The 15,185-nt window shown below is 44.5% G+C and carries 14 protein-coding genes and 1 other RNA gene; 3 read left to right on the top strand and 12 right to left on the bottom strand.

Annotated features, from left to right (window positions below):
• Window positions 1-3: 3 nt before the first annotated feature.
• Entirely contained in the window at window positions 4-2,766 is a 2,763-nt protein-coding gene (locus KO501_RS07325; protein WP_354667814.1) for a TonB-dependent receptor, read from the bottom strand.
• A 645-nt stretch (window positions 2,767-3,411) separates the two neighbouring features.
• Between KO501_RS07325 and KO501_RS07320 the strand changes: the two genes are divergently transcribed.
• Window positions 3,412-3,690 carry a late competence development ComFB family protein gene (locus KO501_RS07320; RefSeq protein WP_216028976.1) on the top strand — a complete coding sequence of 93 codons (279 nt, stop codon included), beginning with the start codon at window positions 3,412-3,414 and terminating at the stop codon, window positions 3,688-3,690.
• Window positions 3,691-3,700: 10 nt separating this feature from the next.
• On the opposite strand, the gene ffs is transcribed toward KO501_RS07320, so the two are convergent.
• Window positions 3,701-3,797, bottom strand: an RNA gene (gene ffs / locus KO501_RS07315) — signal recognition particle sRNA small type.
• Between the two features lie 93 nt (window positions 3,798-3,890).
• Entirely contained in the window at window positions 3,891-4,946 is a 1,056-nt protein-coding gene (locus KO501_RS07310) for a Glu/Leu/Phe/Val dehydrogenase dimerization domain-containing protein (protein ID WP_216028975.1), read from the bottom strand.
• Window positions 4,947-5,136: 190 nt separating this feature from the next.
• Here KO501_RS07310 and KO501_RS07305 point away from each other — a divergent pair, with 190 nt between their 5' ends.
• Entirely contained in the window at window positions 5,137-5,604 is a 468-nt protein-coding gene (locus KO501_RS07305; protein ID WP_216025826.1) for an Lrp/AsnC family transcriptional regulator, read from the top strand.
• A 23-nt stretch (window positions 5,605-5,627) separates the two neighbouring features.
• Here KO501_RS07305 and maiA read toward each other — a convergent pair whose 3' ends face one another.
• The 9 genes from maiA to pspA all read right to left on the bottom strand — a co-directional run bounded on the left by maiA (window position 5,628) and on the right by pspA (window position 13,859).
• Window positions 5,628-6,284: a maleylacetoacetate isomerase gene (gene maiA / locus KO501_RS07300; RefSeq protein WP_216028974.1), complete on the bottom strand. Its 657-nt coding sequence runs from the start codon at window positions 6,282-6,284 to the stop codon at window positions 5,628-5,630.
• A 21-nt stretch (window positions 6,285-6,305) separates the two neighbouring features.
• Complete coding sequence (locus KO501_RS07295; RefSeq protein ID WP_216028973.1) at window positions 6,306-7,316, bottom strand: fumarylacetoacetate hydrolase family protein; 1,011 nt, start codon at window positions 7,314-7,316, stop codon at window positions 6,306-6,308.
• On the bottom strand, window positions 7,313-8,461 hold the full coding sequence (locus KO501_RS07290; RefSeq protein WP_216028972.1) for a homogentisate 1,2-dioxygenase: 1,149 nt from the start codon (window positions 8,459-8,461) through the stop codon (window positions 7,313-7,315). Before KO501_RS07290 ends, KO501_RS07295 begins: the two co-directional genes overlap by 4 nt.
• On the bottom strand, window positions 8,454-9,545 hold the full coding sequence (gene hppD / locus KO501_RS07285) for a 4-hydroxyphenylpyruvate dioxygenase (protein WP_216028971.1): 1,092 nt from the start codon (window positions 9,543-9,545) through the stop codon (window positions 8,454-8,456). Before hppD ends, KO501_RS07290 begins: the two co-directional genes overlap by 8 nt.
• Window positions 9,546-9,785: 240 nt before the next feature.
• Window positions 9,786-11,342: a transcriptional regulator TyrR gene (gene tyrR / locus KO501_RS07280; RefSeq protein ID WP_216028970.1), complete on the bottom strand. Its 1,557-nt coding sequence runs from the start codon at window positions 11,340-11,342 to the stop codon at window positions 9,786-9,788.
• Between the two features lie 58 nt (window positions 11,343-11,400).
• A complete protein-coding gene (phhA, locus tag KO501_RS07275; RefSeq protein WP_216028969.1) occupies window positions 11,401-12,216 on the bottom strand; it encodes a phenylalanine 4-monooxygenase in 816 nt (271 codons plus the stop codon).
• A 182-nt stretch (window positions 12,217-12,398) separates the two neighbouring features.
• Window positions 12,399-12,863, bottom strand: coding sequence for an envelope stress response membrane protein PspC (pspC, locus tag KO501_RS07270; RefSeq protein ID WP_216028968.1), 465 nt, complete (start codon window positions 12,861-12,863; stop codon window positions 12,399-12,401).
• On the bottom strand, window positions 12,860-13,099 hold the full coding sequence (pspB, locus tag KO501_RS07265; RefSeq protein ID WP_216028967.1) for an envelope stress response membrane protein PspB: 240 nt from the start codon (window positions 13,097-13,099) through the stop codon (window positions 12,860-12,862). Before pspB ends, pspC begins: the two co-directional genes overlap by 4 nt.
• Window positions 13,100-13,187: 88 nt before the next feature.
• The gene (pspA, locus tag KO501_RS07260) at window positions 13,188-13,859 is read right to left on the bottom strand and encodes a phage shock protein PspA (RefSeq protein ID WP_216028966.1); all 672 of its coding nucleotides are present in this window, start codon (window positions 13,857-13,859) and stop codon (window positions 13,188-13,190) included.
• 213 nt (window positions 13,860-14,072) lie between these two features.
• Here pspA and pspF point away from each other — a divergent pair, with 213 nt between their 5' ends.
• A complete protein-coding gene (gene pspF / locus KO501_RS07255) occupies window positions 14,073-15,182 on the top strand; it encodes a phage shock protein operon transcriptional activator (protein ID WP_216028965.1) in 1,110 nt (369 codons plus the stop codon).
• Window positions 15,183-15,185: the final 3 nt, after the last annotated feature.

The following is a 15,185-nucleotide window of genomic DNA, read 5'->3' as shown; positions in this document are numbered from 1 at the left end:
AAATTAGAAACTTAGCGTTACGTTTGTGAATATATAACGACCTAATGTGTCGTAGAATCCAGCTACGGTATTTGCGTTTGTCGCTAACGTACTTCCAACCATTGGTGGCTCTTTATCAAGGATGTTATTCACACCTAAAGAAACCGCAATGTTTTCTGTAACAGAATAGTTACCTGTTACATCGAAGAAGCTGTAGCTAGCGATTTGACCGCCACCTTCGATATCTACTTCTCCGAAGTATCTCCAGCGACCAATAACAGTAAAGTCGTCTAACGTGTAGTTCACGCTTGCGTTATGACGCCATTTAGGCTGCGCAAAACAGTCAACACTTACCATGCCAGAACAATCGTAGTTTTGGCTAGGATCAGCTAATAATGGTTGATATTCTTTTTCAAGGTTGTATGAACCAACCAAGTTAACCAACACGGAACCTTCGCCAACATCAACAGAGTAAGTTGCGTCAACGTCAACACCACGCCATTTACGACCACCGATGTTATCAGACAAGTTAGTTACGAATTCATCTTCTGAACGCCAGATTGTACCTGAACCGCCACGAATTACGTTGTCACAGAACGTACCAGTATCTGCACAGATCTGAAGAATACGCTGAGCACCAACATCACCAATAACCTTCTCCATTTCAATATCCCAATAATCAATTGAGAAATCGAAACCTTCAAATGGGTTACCAACCAAGCCGATAGTTAATGTATCAGCTTCTTCTGGAACCAAATCAGGGTTACCACCAGTGAACTCATTGTACTGAGAAGCAGGGTTATCGTTAACAGAACCATACTGAGAAGCGCTTACGCCCATTTGAGCACACTGGTCAGCTGTAAATGAAGGTTCTGCACCGGCACAGCCGTCAGCACCTTGCCATAAACCTACGCTTTGAATCGCAAACAATTCGCTTACGTTCGGCGCACGAATGGCACGGTTAAAGCCTGCACGTACTTTCCAGTCATCGTTGATAGACCAATCAAGACCGATCTTGTAAGTATTCTTACGACCAGATGTTGAATAATCAGAAGTACGGAAGCCTAAGTCAAGGGCTAACATATCAATTGCAGCAACACCTTCTAATACAGGAACACTAAATTCTGCAAAGATGTCATTAACTTCGTAGTTACCTACTAAGCTGTTTGTAGGTCCGCCCTGACCTGCCAAAGAACCTTCTTGATAGATGGTATCAGCAGTACGCTCGTAATCGGTTTCTCTACGCTCGAAACCAAACGATGCGGCAACCGGAGTTTCAGCAGACGGTAAAGTAAAGTCGAACTCACCAGAAACATAACCAGAGTATACGATTAACGAAGTAACACCGGTTAAGATAGCGGTACCAGAAAGCTGGGCAGCTTGCTCAGAAGTAACACCGTTTGGTTGGAAAACGTTGTAGTATAGGCAGTCGTCAGTACAAGTTGTACCGATTGCGCCGATACGTGGACCGATTTGGCTGATATCTAAATCGTTGATGTAAGCAGATGAAGATGAAGTAGACGCATACATGTAGCTTAAGTCGTAGCTCCACTCGTCATTCAAGTAACCTTCAACACCCGTTACAATGCGGAAAGAGTTATGTTCAAGTTGGTCAGCTCGAGCACCACCTTCCACGTTACGTTTACCGATTTGCGCGGTAAAGGTATCGCTGTTGATGTCACCAAATTCACCTAAAAGCTGATCGATTTGGTCATCGCTGAATAAGCCTGCTTCGTTGTCGTAGCTAAGCTCGTAAATTTCAGCATAGAAAGTACCAGATTCAGCAATTTGTCCTGCTGTTCTGTCATGCATGAAAGAAGTTTCAAGATAAACAGTCGCGTTATCGTTAACTTCGTATTCTGCGAATGCACCTAAAGTGAAACGTTCGTTAGGACGCATGAAGTGGTTGATTGGCGCATAGTTATAAAGGTTAGAACCGTCATAAGGCGTGAACAAGCCATCTTCGCCTAAGCTCCAGAAAACTTCATCATCAAAGCTTAAATCGCCCGCTTCGTCATAAACGTTAGGAGTAAAATAGATATTCGGTAAAACAGCAGTAGATGAACCACCACAAGCTGTTGAGTCGGTATTCAATGCACAGGAGCTGTAATCACGCTCACCTTGAAGCATTTCATTGTTACGACGCCATGTTGCATAAGCAGTTACGTGACCACGACCACCATCGATATCACCACCAGCGGTGATACTTAAGTTATAAGACTCGCCGCCAAGACCGCTACCACCGCTTGGGTAGTCATAGCCAGCATCATCCATTAAACCTTGGATGTAGTCATTATCGTTGTCATGTTGGTAACCACCAGCACCGGCTTGAATTTCAAGACCTGTGAAGTCGGTATCCATAACAAAGTTAACAACACCCGCTACCGCATCTGCACCGTAGGCAGTAGAAGCACCACCAGTCAACACGTCAACACGCTTAATCAATGCTGTTGGAATTTGGTTTACGTCAGGTGCTTGGCTATAAATACCGCCTGGCTGTAAACGACGACCATTAACCAATACCAATGTACGGTTAGCACCCAAACCACGAAGGTCAAGGGTAGCAACACCAGTGGCACCGTTAGCGTTGAATGCAGTTTCAGCTGCTTCGATTTGCGGCATAGAGTTCATCACGTCTTCTACACGGGTGAAACCGGTAGAGCGGATGGCTTGAGCGTCAATAGCCAATACTGGGCTAGATGTTTCGATATCGGTACGCTTGATACGTGACCCTGTTACTTCGATTTTCTCAACTTTTTCGGCAGAGTCATCTTCTTGTGCGAACACTGAAACAGGTGTCGCAAGTGCAGCTGAAGCAGCACCGAAAGCACAAGCAAGCTTCACTGACTTAGCCAGTCTTGAATTTTCAAACATGTATTGTCTCCCTGGACCACTAATATGATTTAGTGTGTGTAATTAAATCGTTTTAGCACGACTTATAATTGTTAAGGCATAACGCCTTGTCGATGATAATAACCACATAGTCATTAGGCGGTCAACTGACTTTGCAGAGGAGAGTTCTAAAAGTTCAATATTTTTTTTAATTTTTACATTATTAGGAAATAACTCTTCAACCCAGTGTAAATAGACCGTCAAGACGAAAGGATTAACCCTAATACCGACTTAACTGAGAAATATTATCTCAATAGAAGGGAAAAAAGATGATATTTACCACTCTCAAAACTGTAAATCCTTCATAACTGTTCATTACTTAACCTTTACACCCCTTTGCAATGTTAAATCAACACCCAAAATATTTACATATATAGGCAAGGAAGTTTAATTTTGAGTAACAAGCGAACGAGGTAAGGTCTGCAACATAGCTCATTGCTTTTTTGCGAGGGATTCGACTTTTACGGCAAAACGACTATAAAGAAGAGTAATACTCTGCGCGCAGAGGCTTCGAACTAGAAACAGTAAAAAGGACGCAATATGAAATTGGATGACGACATTCATAATTACTATGAGCAACTTGTACTCGAACGTATTTCAAAACTCGCCTTGGAGAAAACAAAATCACCGAATTTTTTAGCTGATTTGTGCTGCCTTGCGTTAAATCAGGTTCCGCCTAGATATATCCGTTATGAAGTAGACATGGCGTTTTACTTACCGTTAAACGAAAGGCAACAGATGGAAATGAACGTAGAATACGCCGTAGACAAAGCGCTACGCTTTTTAGATCAAAATGAGAAGAAAGAACAAGAAGAGTAATTTGGGTGGCAGACCCCAGCCACATCCCGGCACATGAGTCGTCTGCTGCGGCTGCTCCCTTCCAGGCCTGACCGGATTCACAGAGTATCATTGCGAGAGGACCAGGGCCCACCATTGAACTTTGCTGCTGCTTGAAAGATGAAATTAAAAAGGCTCCAAATCTCAAGCGCGGCGCATTATGACGATTTGAAGCCGAAGTTTCAACCCTTAACCGTAAATCGTTCTTCGGCAATGGCGTTAGCAATGCGGTTCGTTGCACCTTCATGCTCATCTGCCCGCGTGTAAATAGAGGTTAAGGTATCCCCTATCTGTTCGATATGTGCGCGTAATTCATCATTTGAGGAACGCATCCGCTGATGATAAATATCGATAACACCACCCGCGTTAATGACATAGTCCGGCGCATAAAGGATCCCTTTTTGACGTAACACCTCTCCTAATTCCTCACGGGCAAGCTGGTTGTTCGCCGCTCCGGCAATCACCTTTGCTTTGATCTCCGGAAGGGTTTCATCGTTAATCGATGCCCCTAAAGCACAAGGCGCGATAACATCTACGTCTAAACCATAGAGGGCTTCTGGCGCCACAGCGGTGGCGCCAAACTCTTCCACTGCACGGTTAATCCCTTCAGGAAAAATATCGGTAACGTAAAGCTCAGCACCATGCTCATGAAGATGTTTAGCTAAACGATAGCCGACATGACCAACGCCCTGAATTGCTACTTTCACACCCGCTAGGTCGCTATTAAGGGCGTATTCCACAGAAGCTTTAAGCCCCACAAAAACACCATACGCTGTGGAAGGTGCCGGGTTGCCATCAGGGTTTTCCCCATTGTAATGATAGTTGGCCTTCACCCCGGTAATGTATTCTGATTGGGTAGCCATGGTTTGCAAATCTGTCACCGATATACCCGAATCTTCTGCGGTAAAGTATTGGCCACCTAAAGAATCGACAAACCTGCCCATCGCCTCCATTAGCGCTTTTGATTTGTGCTGTCTGGGATCACCAATAATAACCGATTTACCACCGCCCAATTTCAAATTTGCCATGGCAGACTTGTACGTCATTCCCTTAGATAATCTAAGCACATCATTAAGCGCCTCATGACTATTGATATAAGGCCACATTCTGCAACCACCTAATGCGGGCCCTAAATGGGTATTATGAACAGCGATAATTGCACTCAACCCCGAGGCCTTATCGTGACAAAATGCCACATGTTCGTGACTATCAAATTCTGGGTGCTCAAAAACAGACATGGTTTTTTCTTCTATTGCGGCGGAATTGTCCTATATTAACCAGTAACGCTGAGGACATATTTTGCGTTGTTCAGCACATGTATTCATCGCTGGAAATGCGGTTAATCCCATCAACTATAGACTAGGATATATATCCTAGTATCATAGAGAGGACATAACAATTATCATATACCTAACGAGAATGTCATAAATGAAACTAGATAAATTTGACCGCGAAATTCTTCGGGTACTACAACAGGATGCCACCGTGTCAATGGCTGATCTCAGCCAAAAAGTCGGGTTATCCCATACTCCGTGTTGGCGACGGGTCAAACGCATGGAATCAGAAGGGATTATTCTTCGTAAAGTAACCTTATTGAACAGTAAGAAGCTTAATTTGGGCGTCTCTGTATTTATTTTTGTTACTTTGAAAAACCATGATGGTGATTCTCTGACAGACTTTGAAAACGCCGTGCAATCCATTAACGAAATAGTAGAGTGCCACACCACCAGCGGGGAAAAAGACTACCTGTTAAAAGTGGTAGTAGAAAGCATTGAAGAATACGAGTATCTGCTAAAAACCAAACTGACGCATTTGCCCTTGGTGGATCACCTTAGCTCTACCTTTGCCCTTAAGCAGGTTAAAAACACCACCGAATTGCCAATAAAAAGCCAGTAAATCACATCCAAAGACTGCCCGTTCTATTCAGGGCAGTCGGGCTGATTCTCTGGTCGTGCAGCAACAAATGCGTCAAGGGATTCACAGTGTTCACAAATTGAGGTGATAAGCGGGAAAGGTGACATATCCAGGCCAAAACGTTTGGCAATATAAACTTGGGGCACCAAGCAAACATCCGCCAACGTAATATCAAAATCAAAACAGTATTTCCCTGCTTGGGTTTGTAAGCGCTCTTCTATTGCTTTAAAACCGATTTGCGACCAATTTTTTACCCAGCTTGCAACAGCCCCATCGTCGGCATGAAAATCATCTCTAAGGGCGTTTAATACACGCAGATTGCCCAACGGCTGCATCTCCATGGCAATATCGTGGGCTAAGGCTCGCACTCTTGCCCTTTCTAATGCATGCTGGGGTAACAGTTTAAATGACTCAGGGTAGCGCTCATCTAGGTATTCAATAATGCTGAGCGACTGATTAAGCACAAAGTCTTCATCGTCGTCCACCAAGGCTGGAACAAGTTGAGCCGGGTTTAGACGTTTAAAAATATCGTGGGTTTGTTCTCCCCCTTCTTTAACCAAGTGTACAGGCACGTATTCATACTCTAGCCCTTTAAGGTTCATGGCTATGCGCACTCGATACGTGGCAGAAGACCGCCAGTATCCATAAAGTTTTAGACTCATAAATCGCTCCTTGTTCAGTGGTTAACTTAGAGGTTTAACCCGCTGTTCGATAGCGCCAAAGATACTTTGGCAAGTATCGGATAGCATTTCAATACGTATATTATCACCAAATTGCATAAAAGGTGTGGATGGACAACCATTAACCAACGTCTCAATCATCCGTCGCTCTGCGATACAGGAATATCCTACTCCTCCTTTTCCCACCACCCCTTTATCACAAAGCCTTTGCTTGTTTGACACCGTACCGGAGCCAACTATGGTACCCGCCCGTAAATTACGAGATTTAGCGGCATGGACAATCAATTGGGCAAAATTAAAGGTCATATCTGTACCTGCATCAGGCTTACCAAATAACACGCCATTGTATGTAGACCGCAAAGGATGATGCACCTTACAATCGCGCCACGCATTACCTAGTTCATCAGGTGTCACCGCCACCGGCGAAAAGCTACTAGCCGGCTTTGACTGGAAAAACCCAAATCCCTTAGCTAACTCGCTGGGGATCAAGTTGCGTAGTGAAACGTCGTTAACCAGCATGATCAAGCGAATACCCTCGGCGGCATTTTGTTCACTGCAATTCATGGGTACATCGTCCGTGACAACGGCCACTTCAGCCTCAAAATCGATCCCCCACTCATCACTCGGCAAAATAATATCATCAACAGGGCCAATAAAATCATCGGAGCCCCCCTGATACATAAGAGGCTCAGTCCAGAAAGTGTCTGGCATTTCTGCGCCCCTAGCCCGTCGTACTAATTCCACATGATTCACATAAGCACTGCCGTCGGCCCATTGGTATGCTCTCGGTAGCGGCGATTCACAGCGGATTGGCTGGAATGCAACCGTCGCCAACTTTCCATCATTCAGTTTTTCGTAGCAATCTTGGAGCTCATCGGCTAACTGATACCAGTTATCCAGGGCAAACTGTAAAGTTGGCGCTATCGCGCTAACGTCTGCTGCCACCTTGAGATCACGAGACACCAACATTAATTGTCCATCTCGTTGCCCGTTCTTATAACTTGCAAATTTCATTTCTCATCCTCCAAGGTGGCAGTTTGCCAACTATCAACATAGGCTGAATCTTCAATGGCAAAGGCTTCTGGTAGTACTTGAAGTGCATCCCGTGTATCCAACATCACAGCGACTTCATCAATAAAGGTTTTATCGTTATTCGCCGCTGCAGCAAAGGCTTTGGGATGAGGGCCATGGGTGAAACCGGCAGGATGAAAAGTAACCATACCAGCATCGATATTGTCTCGGCTGAAAAAATTACCTTGATGATAAAAAAGCACTTCATCAAAATCATCATTGTTGTGATAGAAAGGCACTTTCAACACCCCTGGCTCGCTTTCTGCTGGACGGGGCACAAAGGTACAAACAACAAACCTTGGTGCAACAAAGGTGGTATGAGCGGAAGGTGGCAAGTGATACCGATGGCTCATCACCGGTCGTATATCTCGCCAGTTAAGCTTAACCACACAAACATCACCATGCCAACCGATGGCATCTAAGGGGTTAAATGGATAGGTCACAGTCGATATTCGATCATGACGCTTTATTCTTACCTGCCAACGATTTTCATCCTGTTGGGCTAAAAATGCGTGATCAATCTGTGGCGATGTTAGCACCGCGGTGTCAAACATTCCGTGTTGACCAAGTAAGCCTCTATCAGGCAATTGGTAAGCTTCATTGGTGGCCTCGATCATTAACAACGAAAGGGGCTGCTGTGGTACTAAACGCCACATCGTCGAACGGGGAATAATGATATAGTCCCCCGCATTTATGCGCATGTGACCGAAATCACAAAAAAGCTCGCCGCTCCCAGCGTGAACGAAAATGAGATCATCGCCGTCGGCATTTCTGGCTAACTCAGCCATCGGCTTAAAGCAGGTCCAAAATCGGTACTGACAGTGGCGATTTTTCAACAGCACCACTGCGTCAAAGGGAGAATGGGTAGCACTACTGGGTAATTTATTTAAATCGAACGCCCGAGGACGTAAATCGCCTTCCCAATGACACCAACTGGTGGGAGGATGTTTATGGTGCAAATGGGTGGCCGGACCAAAAAAGCCATGGCGTCCTACTTCACGTTCATAGCAGGCATTTGCTGGCAAATTAGCGTGTGCTTGTTTGGAATGGGTCCCCTGAGATTGAGGTATTCGTATCCAGTTAGCCATCGTGCTTCTCCTCACTGATAACACCCCGGCGAATTTGATCCAGTTCTATGGATTCAAAGAGTGCTTTAAAATTGCCTTCGCCAAACCCTTCATTGCCTTTGCGTTGGATAATTTCAAAAAACACCGGCCCGATCACCGTATCGGTAAAGATTTGCAGCAAAATACCGTCTTTGGCCGGCGCACCGTCAATGAGGATCCCCAATGCTTTTAACTGGTTAAGATCTTCACTATGGCCTGGCACCCGATTATTGACACCTTCATAATAAGTATCCGGAGTGTGCATAAAGGGCATTCCACGGCTCGTTAATTGAGTCACCGTGGTAAAAATATCCGGGGTCGACAGCGCAATATGCTGAATACCTTCACCATGATATTGGCGAATAAACTCTTCAATCTGAGATTGGTCGTCGGTAGACTCATTGATTGGAATACGTATTTTTCCACAAGGCGACGTCATGGCTTTACTGACCAGTCCGGTTAACTTGCCTTCAATGTCAAAATACCGAATTTCCCGAAAGTTACCTAGGCGCTCATAAAAGTTCGCCCAGTACCCCATATTTCCCCGACGCACGTTATGGGTAAGATGATCCACATTTTGTAACCCCACCGAACGTTGTTTAACAAGGGTTTGCCAATTGTCATAAAATTTGAAATCTACGTCGTAAATACTGTCATCGCCGTAGCGGTCTACGAAATAAAGGGTACTTTCGCCAATGCCATAGATAGCAGGAATATTCAGCTCCATGGGCCCTAAATTACCGCTAAATTGGGTGCCACCATTACTCAAGGCATGTTGCAAAGCGGCTCCGGCATCGTTCACCCGAAACGCCATGCCACACACACTCGGGCCCCGTAACTTGGCAAAAGTTTCGGCCTGTGAAGCAGGCTGCGCATTGACAATAAAGTTAATGTCCCCTTGGCGAAACAGCCAAACCTGTTTTGAACGATGTTTTGCTACCTCTGCAAAACCGAGCCCAACGAATAACTGTTTTAAATCAGCAATGCCTTTTTCATCCGCCGCAGTATATTCAACAAACTCAAAACCGGCGGTGCCTAAAGGGTTATCACTTAAATTAGCTGTCATGGCTTTCACTCACCTATTAACATTTTAATTACATTAATAGACCGCAAATGACGTGAAACTGAAATAGGCTGCAGCGGATAGGTTTGTAGGATGGGTTGATGAGTGTGTGTACACAAAAGTGAACAGAGGATGAGATGAATAACAAGCACAGCGTGGGACCTGCGGTCTTAATGACGGACAGTCAGATCCCCAAGACATGCCAAGGAGGCAATGACGTAAACTCTATTTAACAGTCTGTACTTATAGCTTTACAGTGGTTTTATTAATGCCGTATTCTCGTAGCTTATTAGCAATAGCCGTGTGACTCAGGCCCAGTTTTTTTGCAAGTTGCCGAGTGCTAGGGTAACTAGGATATAGCCTTTTTAATAAATCACGCTCGAATTTTTTTACCGCTTCATCAAGGGTTCCATCGAAGTTTTCATCGATATAATTCACGCTTGGCGCACAACTCGGTAATTGTATATCTTCTTTAGTGATTTCATTGCCATCTAACAACGACAAAGCGCGAAACAAGGCATTTTGTAATTGGCGTACATTGCCAGGCCACGGATAATCTTGTAAAAACCCCACACTGGATTTGCTCAACTTCGCAGGACGACGGCCTAACTTAGTGCTGTGTTGTAGAATAAACGACTCTGCCAATGGCAGAATGTCTTGTCGCCTCTCTTTTAAAGAAGGCACCGTTAAACTAAGTACATTTAATCGATAATAAAGCTCTTCTCGAAACCGCCCGTCAGCAACGGCCTGCCCAAGGTCGCGGCAGGTGGTACAAATAAAGCGTACATCAACCACTACCGGTTTATCATCACCAACACGACGAAATTCTTTATGCTCTAGCACCCGAAGCAATTTCGCTTGTAATTCACCAGACATATCAGCGATTTCATCAAGTAAAAGGGTACCTCCCCGAGCTAACTCCAGTAATCCCGGCTTTCCTTCGGGTTGATTAAAAGCCCCAGCACCATATCCAAATAGCTCAGTTTCAGCCACGCTGTCCGGCAAAGAGGCGCAATTGAGCACGAGAAACGCTTGATCACTGCGTCGACTGGCCTGATGACAAGCCCTTGCAATCATTTCTTTTCCGGTACCGGTTTCGCCAAAAATAAGTACTGGCGCTTCTAAATCAGCCACTTGTTTAGCTTCTCTAATGACCTTCGTCATGGCTTCAGAACGCACCACAAAGCGGTCAAAGCTATCTACTTCAGCCTGATGAAACGCACTAAATTGCTGACCTAATCGCATTTCTGATTTTAAGATAACCACTGCACCGGCAAAAATGGCGGTATTCTTACCGTCTGGCACCTCAATAGGCAGGATGTCGGCCAGATAATGTTGTTCAATAAAGCTAACTTTACAGGACGTGGCATGATTATCTTCATTGGCCATCCACTTATTGAAATTAAAGCCTTGGACTAATTCACAAATCTCCTGCCCTTCGATAGCCTCAAGGGGCATTTCAAGACCACTCATTACGGCTTCGTTGCACATCAAAACACGGCAGTGATTATCGATGGAAAATACCGGGTCCGGTAAGGTGCGTAAAATAGCAGAGAGTTGGTTTCGTTCTCTTTCGCCGGGCATAAAAGGGGTCGTCTTAACATCCTCAATACCGTTTATTCGACGAATTTTGGGCATCAAATGGCGAAAGTCTTCAAACTCAATATTAGGAAAGTTAAGAAATATCTTTCCGCCTTCATCGATTTCAATGCCGCGCAGATCAATTTCGTGGGCCACAAGAATATCTAACACATCCTGCGTGATCCCTAATCGATCCTGACAACTGATTTCTAAACGCATAAGTAGTCTTTTCTGTCATTATTGTTGTAAATATATATTTACAGCATAACACAAAAGACTAACGCGGAACTATCTTAGCTGTCACTTCATCTGATGATGCAAAAACGGGGTTATGGAGGCCCTGTTGCTTCGCTTTGTTTACCCACCCCATAAGGTCAGCCTCGGCCAATTGATATAAGCCATCGAGATCCTCAAGCACATAGTAAAGTGGTTGTATAATATCGATGCGGTAAGGGGTACGAAGTGCATCGAGAGGATTCAAAGGCAACCGTATTGCCGCTTCGCTATCAAGGGCGTGGCGGGTTTCTTTAGGCGATGACAATATTCCACCACCGTAAATGCGAAACCCTTTTGGGGTATGCAATAACCCAAATTCTACGGTAAACCAATATAAACGAGCTAAGAAGCGTCTATCTGTTTGACTGGCGGCTAATCCTAGCTTGCCGTACATATGGGTAAAGTGGGCAAACGCAGAGTTTGTGAGTAAGGGGCAATGACCAAACACTTCGTGAAAAATATCGGGTTCTTGTAAATAATCCAAATCAGCGGGCGAACGAATGAAAGTGGCCACGGGAAATTGCTTATTGGCCAACAAGCCAAAAAAGGTCGTAAAATCAATGAGTGCAGGTACAGGTGCGGTTTTCCATCCTGTGGTTGCCATCAGTACCTGGTCGATTTCCGCTAATTGGGGGATCCGCTGTGTGGGTAAATCTAATAGCGCCAAACCGTGAAGATATTGCTCGCAAGCCCTGCCTGGCAATAATTTTTCCTGCCGTTGAGTGAGCGTTTCCCAAGTCGAATTCTCTTCAGCGTCCCAATGGATAAATCCTTGCTTATCAGGTACTTTAGAGTGATAAACCGATGCACTTTTCATACTGCTCTTTTGAGATAACTGGTGAGCGTTAGTCTAAATTAAATACATGGCGATGGAAGTAAGCAGCCCATCTTAGCATCACGGCAAAATGTAACAAATATCTTACATTGAGCGATAAGGTATTGATTAAAATAAAAAAGCCAGCACCATGAAGTGCTGACTTGCTGTAGAAGCCAACTCGATTATAAGCGGCTTATTTCACGATTTAATTGGAATTCTTTAGATGTCACGTACTTTTCCATTTTCCGTAACCGTAATTCGGCGTCTTTGAAGCGTCCTGCAATATCATGAAAAGCCTGTTTAGGCGGTTCGCCGGCTTGCCACACTTTGGTTTTCACCGCCACCTTATGAGAAGAGTCATGATGATAGTACTGGCCGCTGTTTCGCCACCCCTTACCCCAATGGTTTTTCATAGCTCTCTGCTCAGAAGCTTCACTCTCAGAGGAGCTCCCTGCGGCTGGTTTTGGCTCTAAAATAAACCAGCACGCAATATAGCCGATAAACATAAAAGGACCGGCTAATAAAAAGAACGCCGTCACAGCTAAAATTCGTACCAGCCAAGGTTCCAAGTCAAAATAATTAGCTACTCCGCCACAAACCCCGGCAATCCGTGCATTTTCTGTATCTCGATACAAGCCTTTACTCATGCTCGATCCCTCCACTGGGGCGCTTCGTTGTCTAATATAGATTCTAATGTTTTAATGCGATCCGTCATTTTTTCAGCTTTCTCTGCCAATTCATTTAACGACGTATATTCTTCAGCACTTAATCCCTGGCTCACCTGCTTCTTGCTTCGGTAATGTAAAATTAACCAAATCGGTGCTACAAAGATGAGAAAAATAAGCAGTGGTGCCAAAATCAGTGCAATTATTCCCTCGTCCATTACCCTTACCTCCAATATTCAGTGAACTCTGTCACTTTATCTGTTATCTAACCGACCATAAGCTGTTCGGTTAGACCAAAATACCCTACTACTGTGAGCTATGATTTTCTTTCATTTTGGCTTTCAAAGCCGCCAGCTCTTCGTCAATTTTTTCACCGGCTTCAAGCTCGGCAAATTCATCATTTAGGGTCTTTTTACCAAGATCGTAGGCTTCAACCTGAGATTCCAAATCGTCAATTTTTCGTTCATATTGTTCAAAGCGTCCCATGGCAGCATCTACCTTACTACTGTCTAGGGTACGTTTCACTTCTAAACGAGAGCTGGCTGTTTTCTGACGCATTAAAATCGTTTTCTGACGGCTTTTTGCATCGGCGAGTTTTTCCTGCAACTGCCCAACTTCATCCTGTAGCTTTGAGATTTGTTCTTCAACAATGGCCAGCTCCTGCTCAAGGCTAGCGCCTGCTTCGGTTGCTTTTTTGCGCTCTTGCAGTGCCGCTCTGGCTAAATCTTCACGCTCCTTGCTCAGGGCAAGTTCGGCTTTGGCTTGCCAATCTTTGGCATCGTTTTGATACTTACTGATTTGCGCCACAATCTCTTTCTTACTGGCGATGGTTTTAGCAGAGGCGGAACGTACTTCTACCAATGTGTCTTCCATTTCCTGAATGATCAGCCTGACCATTTTTTCAGGGTCTTCTGCTTTATCCAGTAATGCATTAATATTCGAATTCACTATATCGGTGAAACGTGAAAAAATTCCCATAATCATTACCTCATAATCGTGTTAAACAATGTGCAATAACCAGTGAAAGATTACTACTCTGGTAACTACATATACAATTATCTTGCCAATAAGCCACTTTTGATAACTCAATGAAATAACTGAATTTTTATTCCCATTAAATAAACCTCGAATCCCATGCATTTTTCATCTACACTAAATATTGGTCTAAATGACTAATTATTGAGAGAACCGATGAGTAGATTCCGCCAACAAGATAATTTGCTGGGTCAAGCAAACAGTTTTTTAGAAATGCTGGAGCAAATTTCCCAGATAGCCCCACTGAATAAACCCGTACTGGTTATTGGTGAACGGGGAACCGGTAAAGAGTTGGTGGCCGCACGATTGCACTTTTTGTCCCAACGCTGGGATCAAAATTATATCAAGTTAAACTGTGCAGCACTTAACGAAAACCTGTTAGAAAGCGAATTATTTGGTTATGAAGCCGGAGCCTTTACCGGTGCAGCCAAACGCAGAGAGGGCCGCTTCGAAGTGGCCAATAACGGCACCTTGTTTCTAGATGAACTGGCCAATACATCGGGCCTGGTACAAGAAAAACTTCTTCGAGTTATTGAATATGGTGAATTTGAACGGGTTGGTGGCAGTAAAACCATCAAAACCGATGTACGTTTAATCGCTGCGACCAACGAGGATTTACCCACCCTAGCAGAACAAGGTGAGTTTCGCTCTGACTTGCTCGACAGATTAGCATTTGACGTTATCACTATTCCTCCGTTACGAGAGCGTCAAGAAGACATTTTAGTACTGGCGGAACACTTTGCCATCAATATGGCGCGGGAATTGGAAATGGAGCTATTTAGCGGCTTCACCGAAAAAGCCCGCCGCACCTTGTTGTCCTATGAATGGCCGGGTAACATTCGAGAACTTAAAAACGTGGTGGAACGAGCGGTTTATCGATGCAATAACCCGCATATTCCGGTACACGAAATTATTCTCGATCCCTTTGAGTCGCCCTTTCGCCCCAAGGGACGTATTAAAACCCAAGACCGTGTGCCTTCCCCCATCAATGAGGATGACTCGTTACACGCTGCCACTCCTGCTGCCAACGAAACCCCAATGAACGAAGACAAGGAACTGAGTCCCTTGCCTGTGACACAATATCCTATCGACCTAAAAGAGCGCGCTCAGCAGTATGAAATTGATATGTTGCGACAAGCACTCAAAGACAGCCAGTTCAATCAGAAAAAGACTGCAGAAAAGCTTAACCTGACATATCATCAGCTACGAGGCTATTTAAAAAAGTACAATTTACTGGATTCATCAAATGAGTCTGCGGAGGCATAGCAG

The organism is Alteromonas sp. C1M14, from assembly GCF_018860965.1.
GTDB lineage: Bacteria > Pseudomonadota > Gammaproteobacteria > Enterobacterales > Alteromonadaceae > Alteromonas.
The sequence above is the reverse complement of the archived record's forward strand: the minus strand, read 5'-3'. Positions and strand labels throughout refer to the sequence as shown.

Excerpts from the sequence above, each read along its gene's own strand:
- KO501_RS07320 (WP_216028976.1), top strand. The coding sequence starts at position 3,412 with ATGAAATTGGATGACGACATTCATAATTACTATGAGCAACTTGTACTC.
- KO501_RS07310 (WP_216028975.1), bottom strand. The coding sequence starts at position 4,946 with ATGTCTGTTTTTGAGCACCCAGAATTTGATAGTCACGAACATGTGGCA.
- KO501_RS07305 (WP_216025826.1), top strand. The coding sequence starts at position 5,137 with ATGAAACTAGATAAATTTGACCGCGAAATTCTTCGGGTACTACAACAG.
- maiA (WP_216028974.1), bottom strand. The coding sequence starts at position 6,284 with ATGAGTCTAAAACTTTATGGATACTGGCGGTCTTCTGCCACGTATCGA.
- KO501_RS07295 (WP_216028973.1), bottom strand. The coding sequence starts at position 7,316 with ATGAAATTTGCAAGTTATAAGAACGGGCAACGAGATGGACAATTAATG.
- KO501_RS07290 (WP_216028972.1), bottom strand. The coding sequence starts at position 8,461 with ATGGCTAACTGGATACGAATACCTCAATCTCAGGGGACCCATTCCAAA.
- hppD (WP_216028971.1), bottom strand. The coding sequence starts at position 9,545 with ATGACAGCTAATTTAAGTGATAACCCTTTAGGCACCGCCGGTTTTGAG.
- tyrR (WP_216028970.1), bottom strand. The coding sequence starts at position 11,342 with ATGCGTTTAGAAATCAGTTGTCAGGATCGATTAGGGATCACGCAGGAT.
- phhA (WP_216028969.1), bottom strand. The coding sequence starts at position 12,216 with ATGAAAAGTGCATCGGTTTATCACTCTAAAGTACCTGATAAGCAAGGA.
- pspC (WP_216028968.1), bottom strand. The coding sequence starts at position 12,863 with ATGAGTAAAGGCTTGTATCGAGATACAGAAAATGCACGGATTGCCGGG.
- pspB (WP_216028967.1), bottom strand. The coding sequence starts at position 13,099 with ATGGACGAGGGAATAATTGCACTGATTTTGGCACCACTGCTTATTTTT.
- pspA (WP_216028966.1), bottom strand. The coding sequence starts at position 13,859 with ATGGGAATTTTTTCACGTTTCACCGATATAGTGAATTCGAATATTAAT.
- pspF (WP_216028965.1), top strand. The coding sequence starts at position 14,073 with ATGAGTAGATTCCGCCAACAAGATAATTTGCTGGGTCAAGCAAACAGT.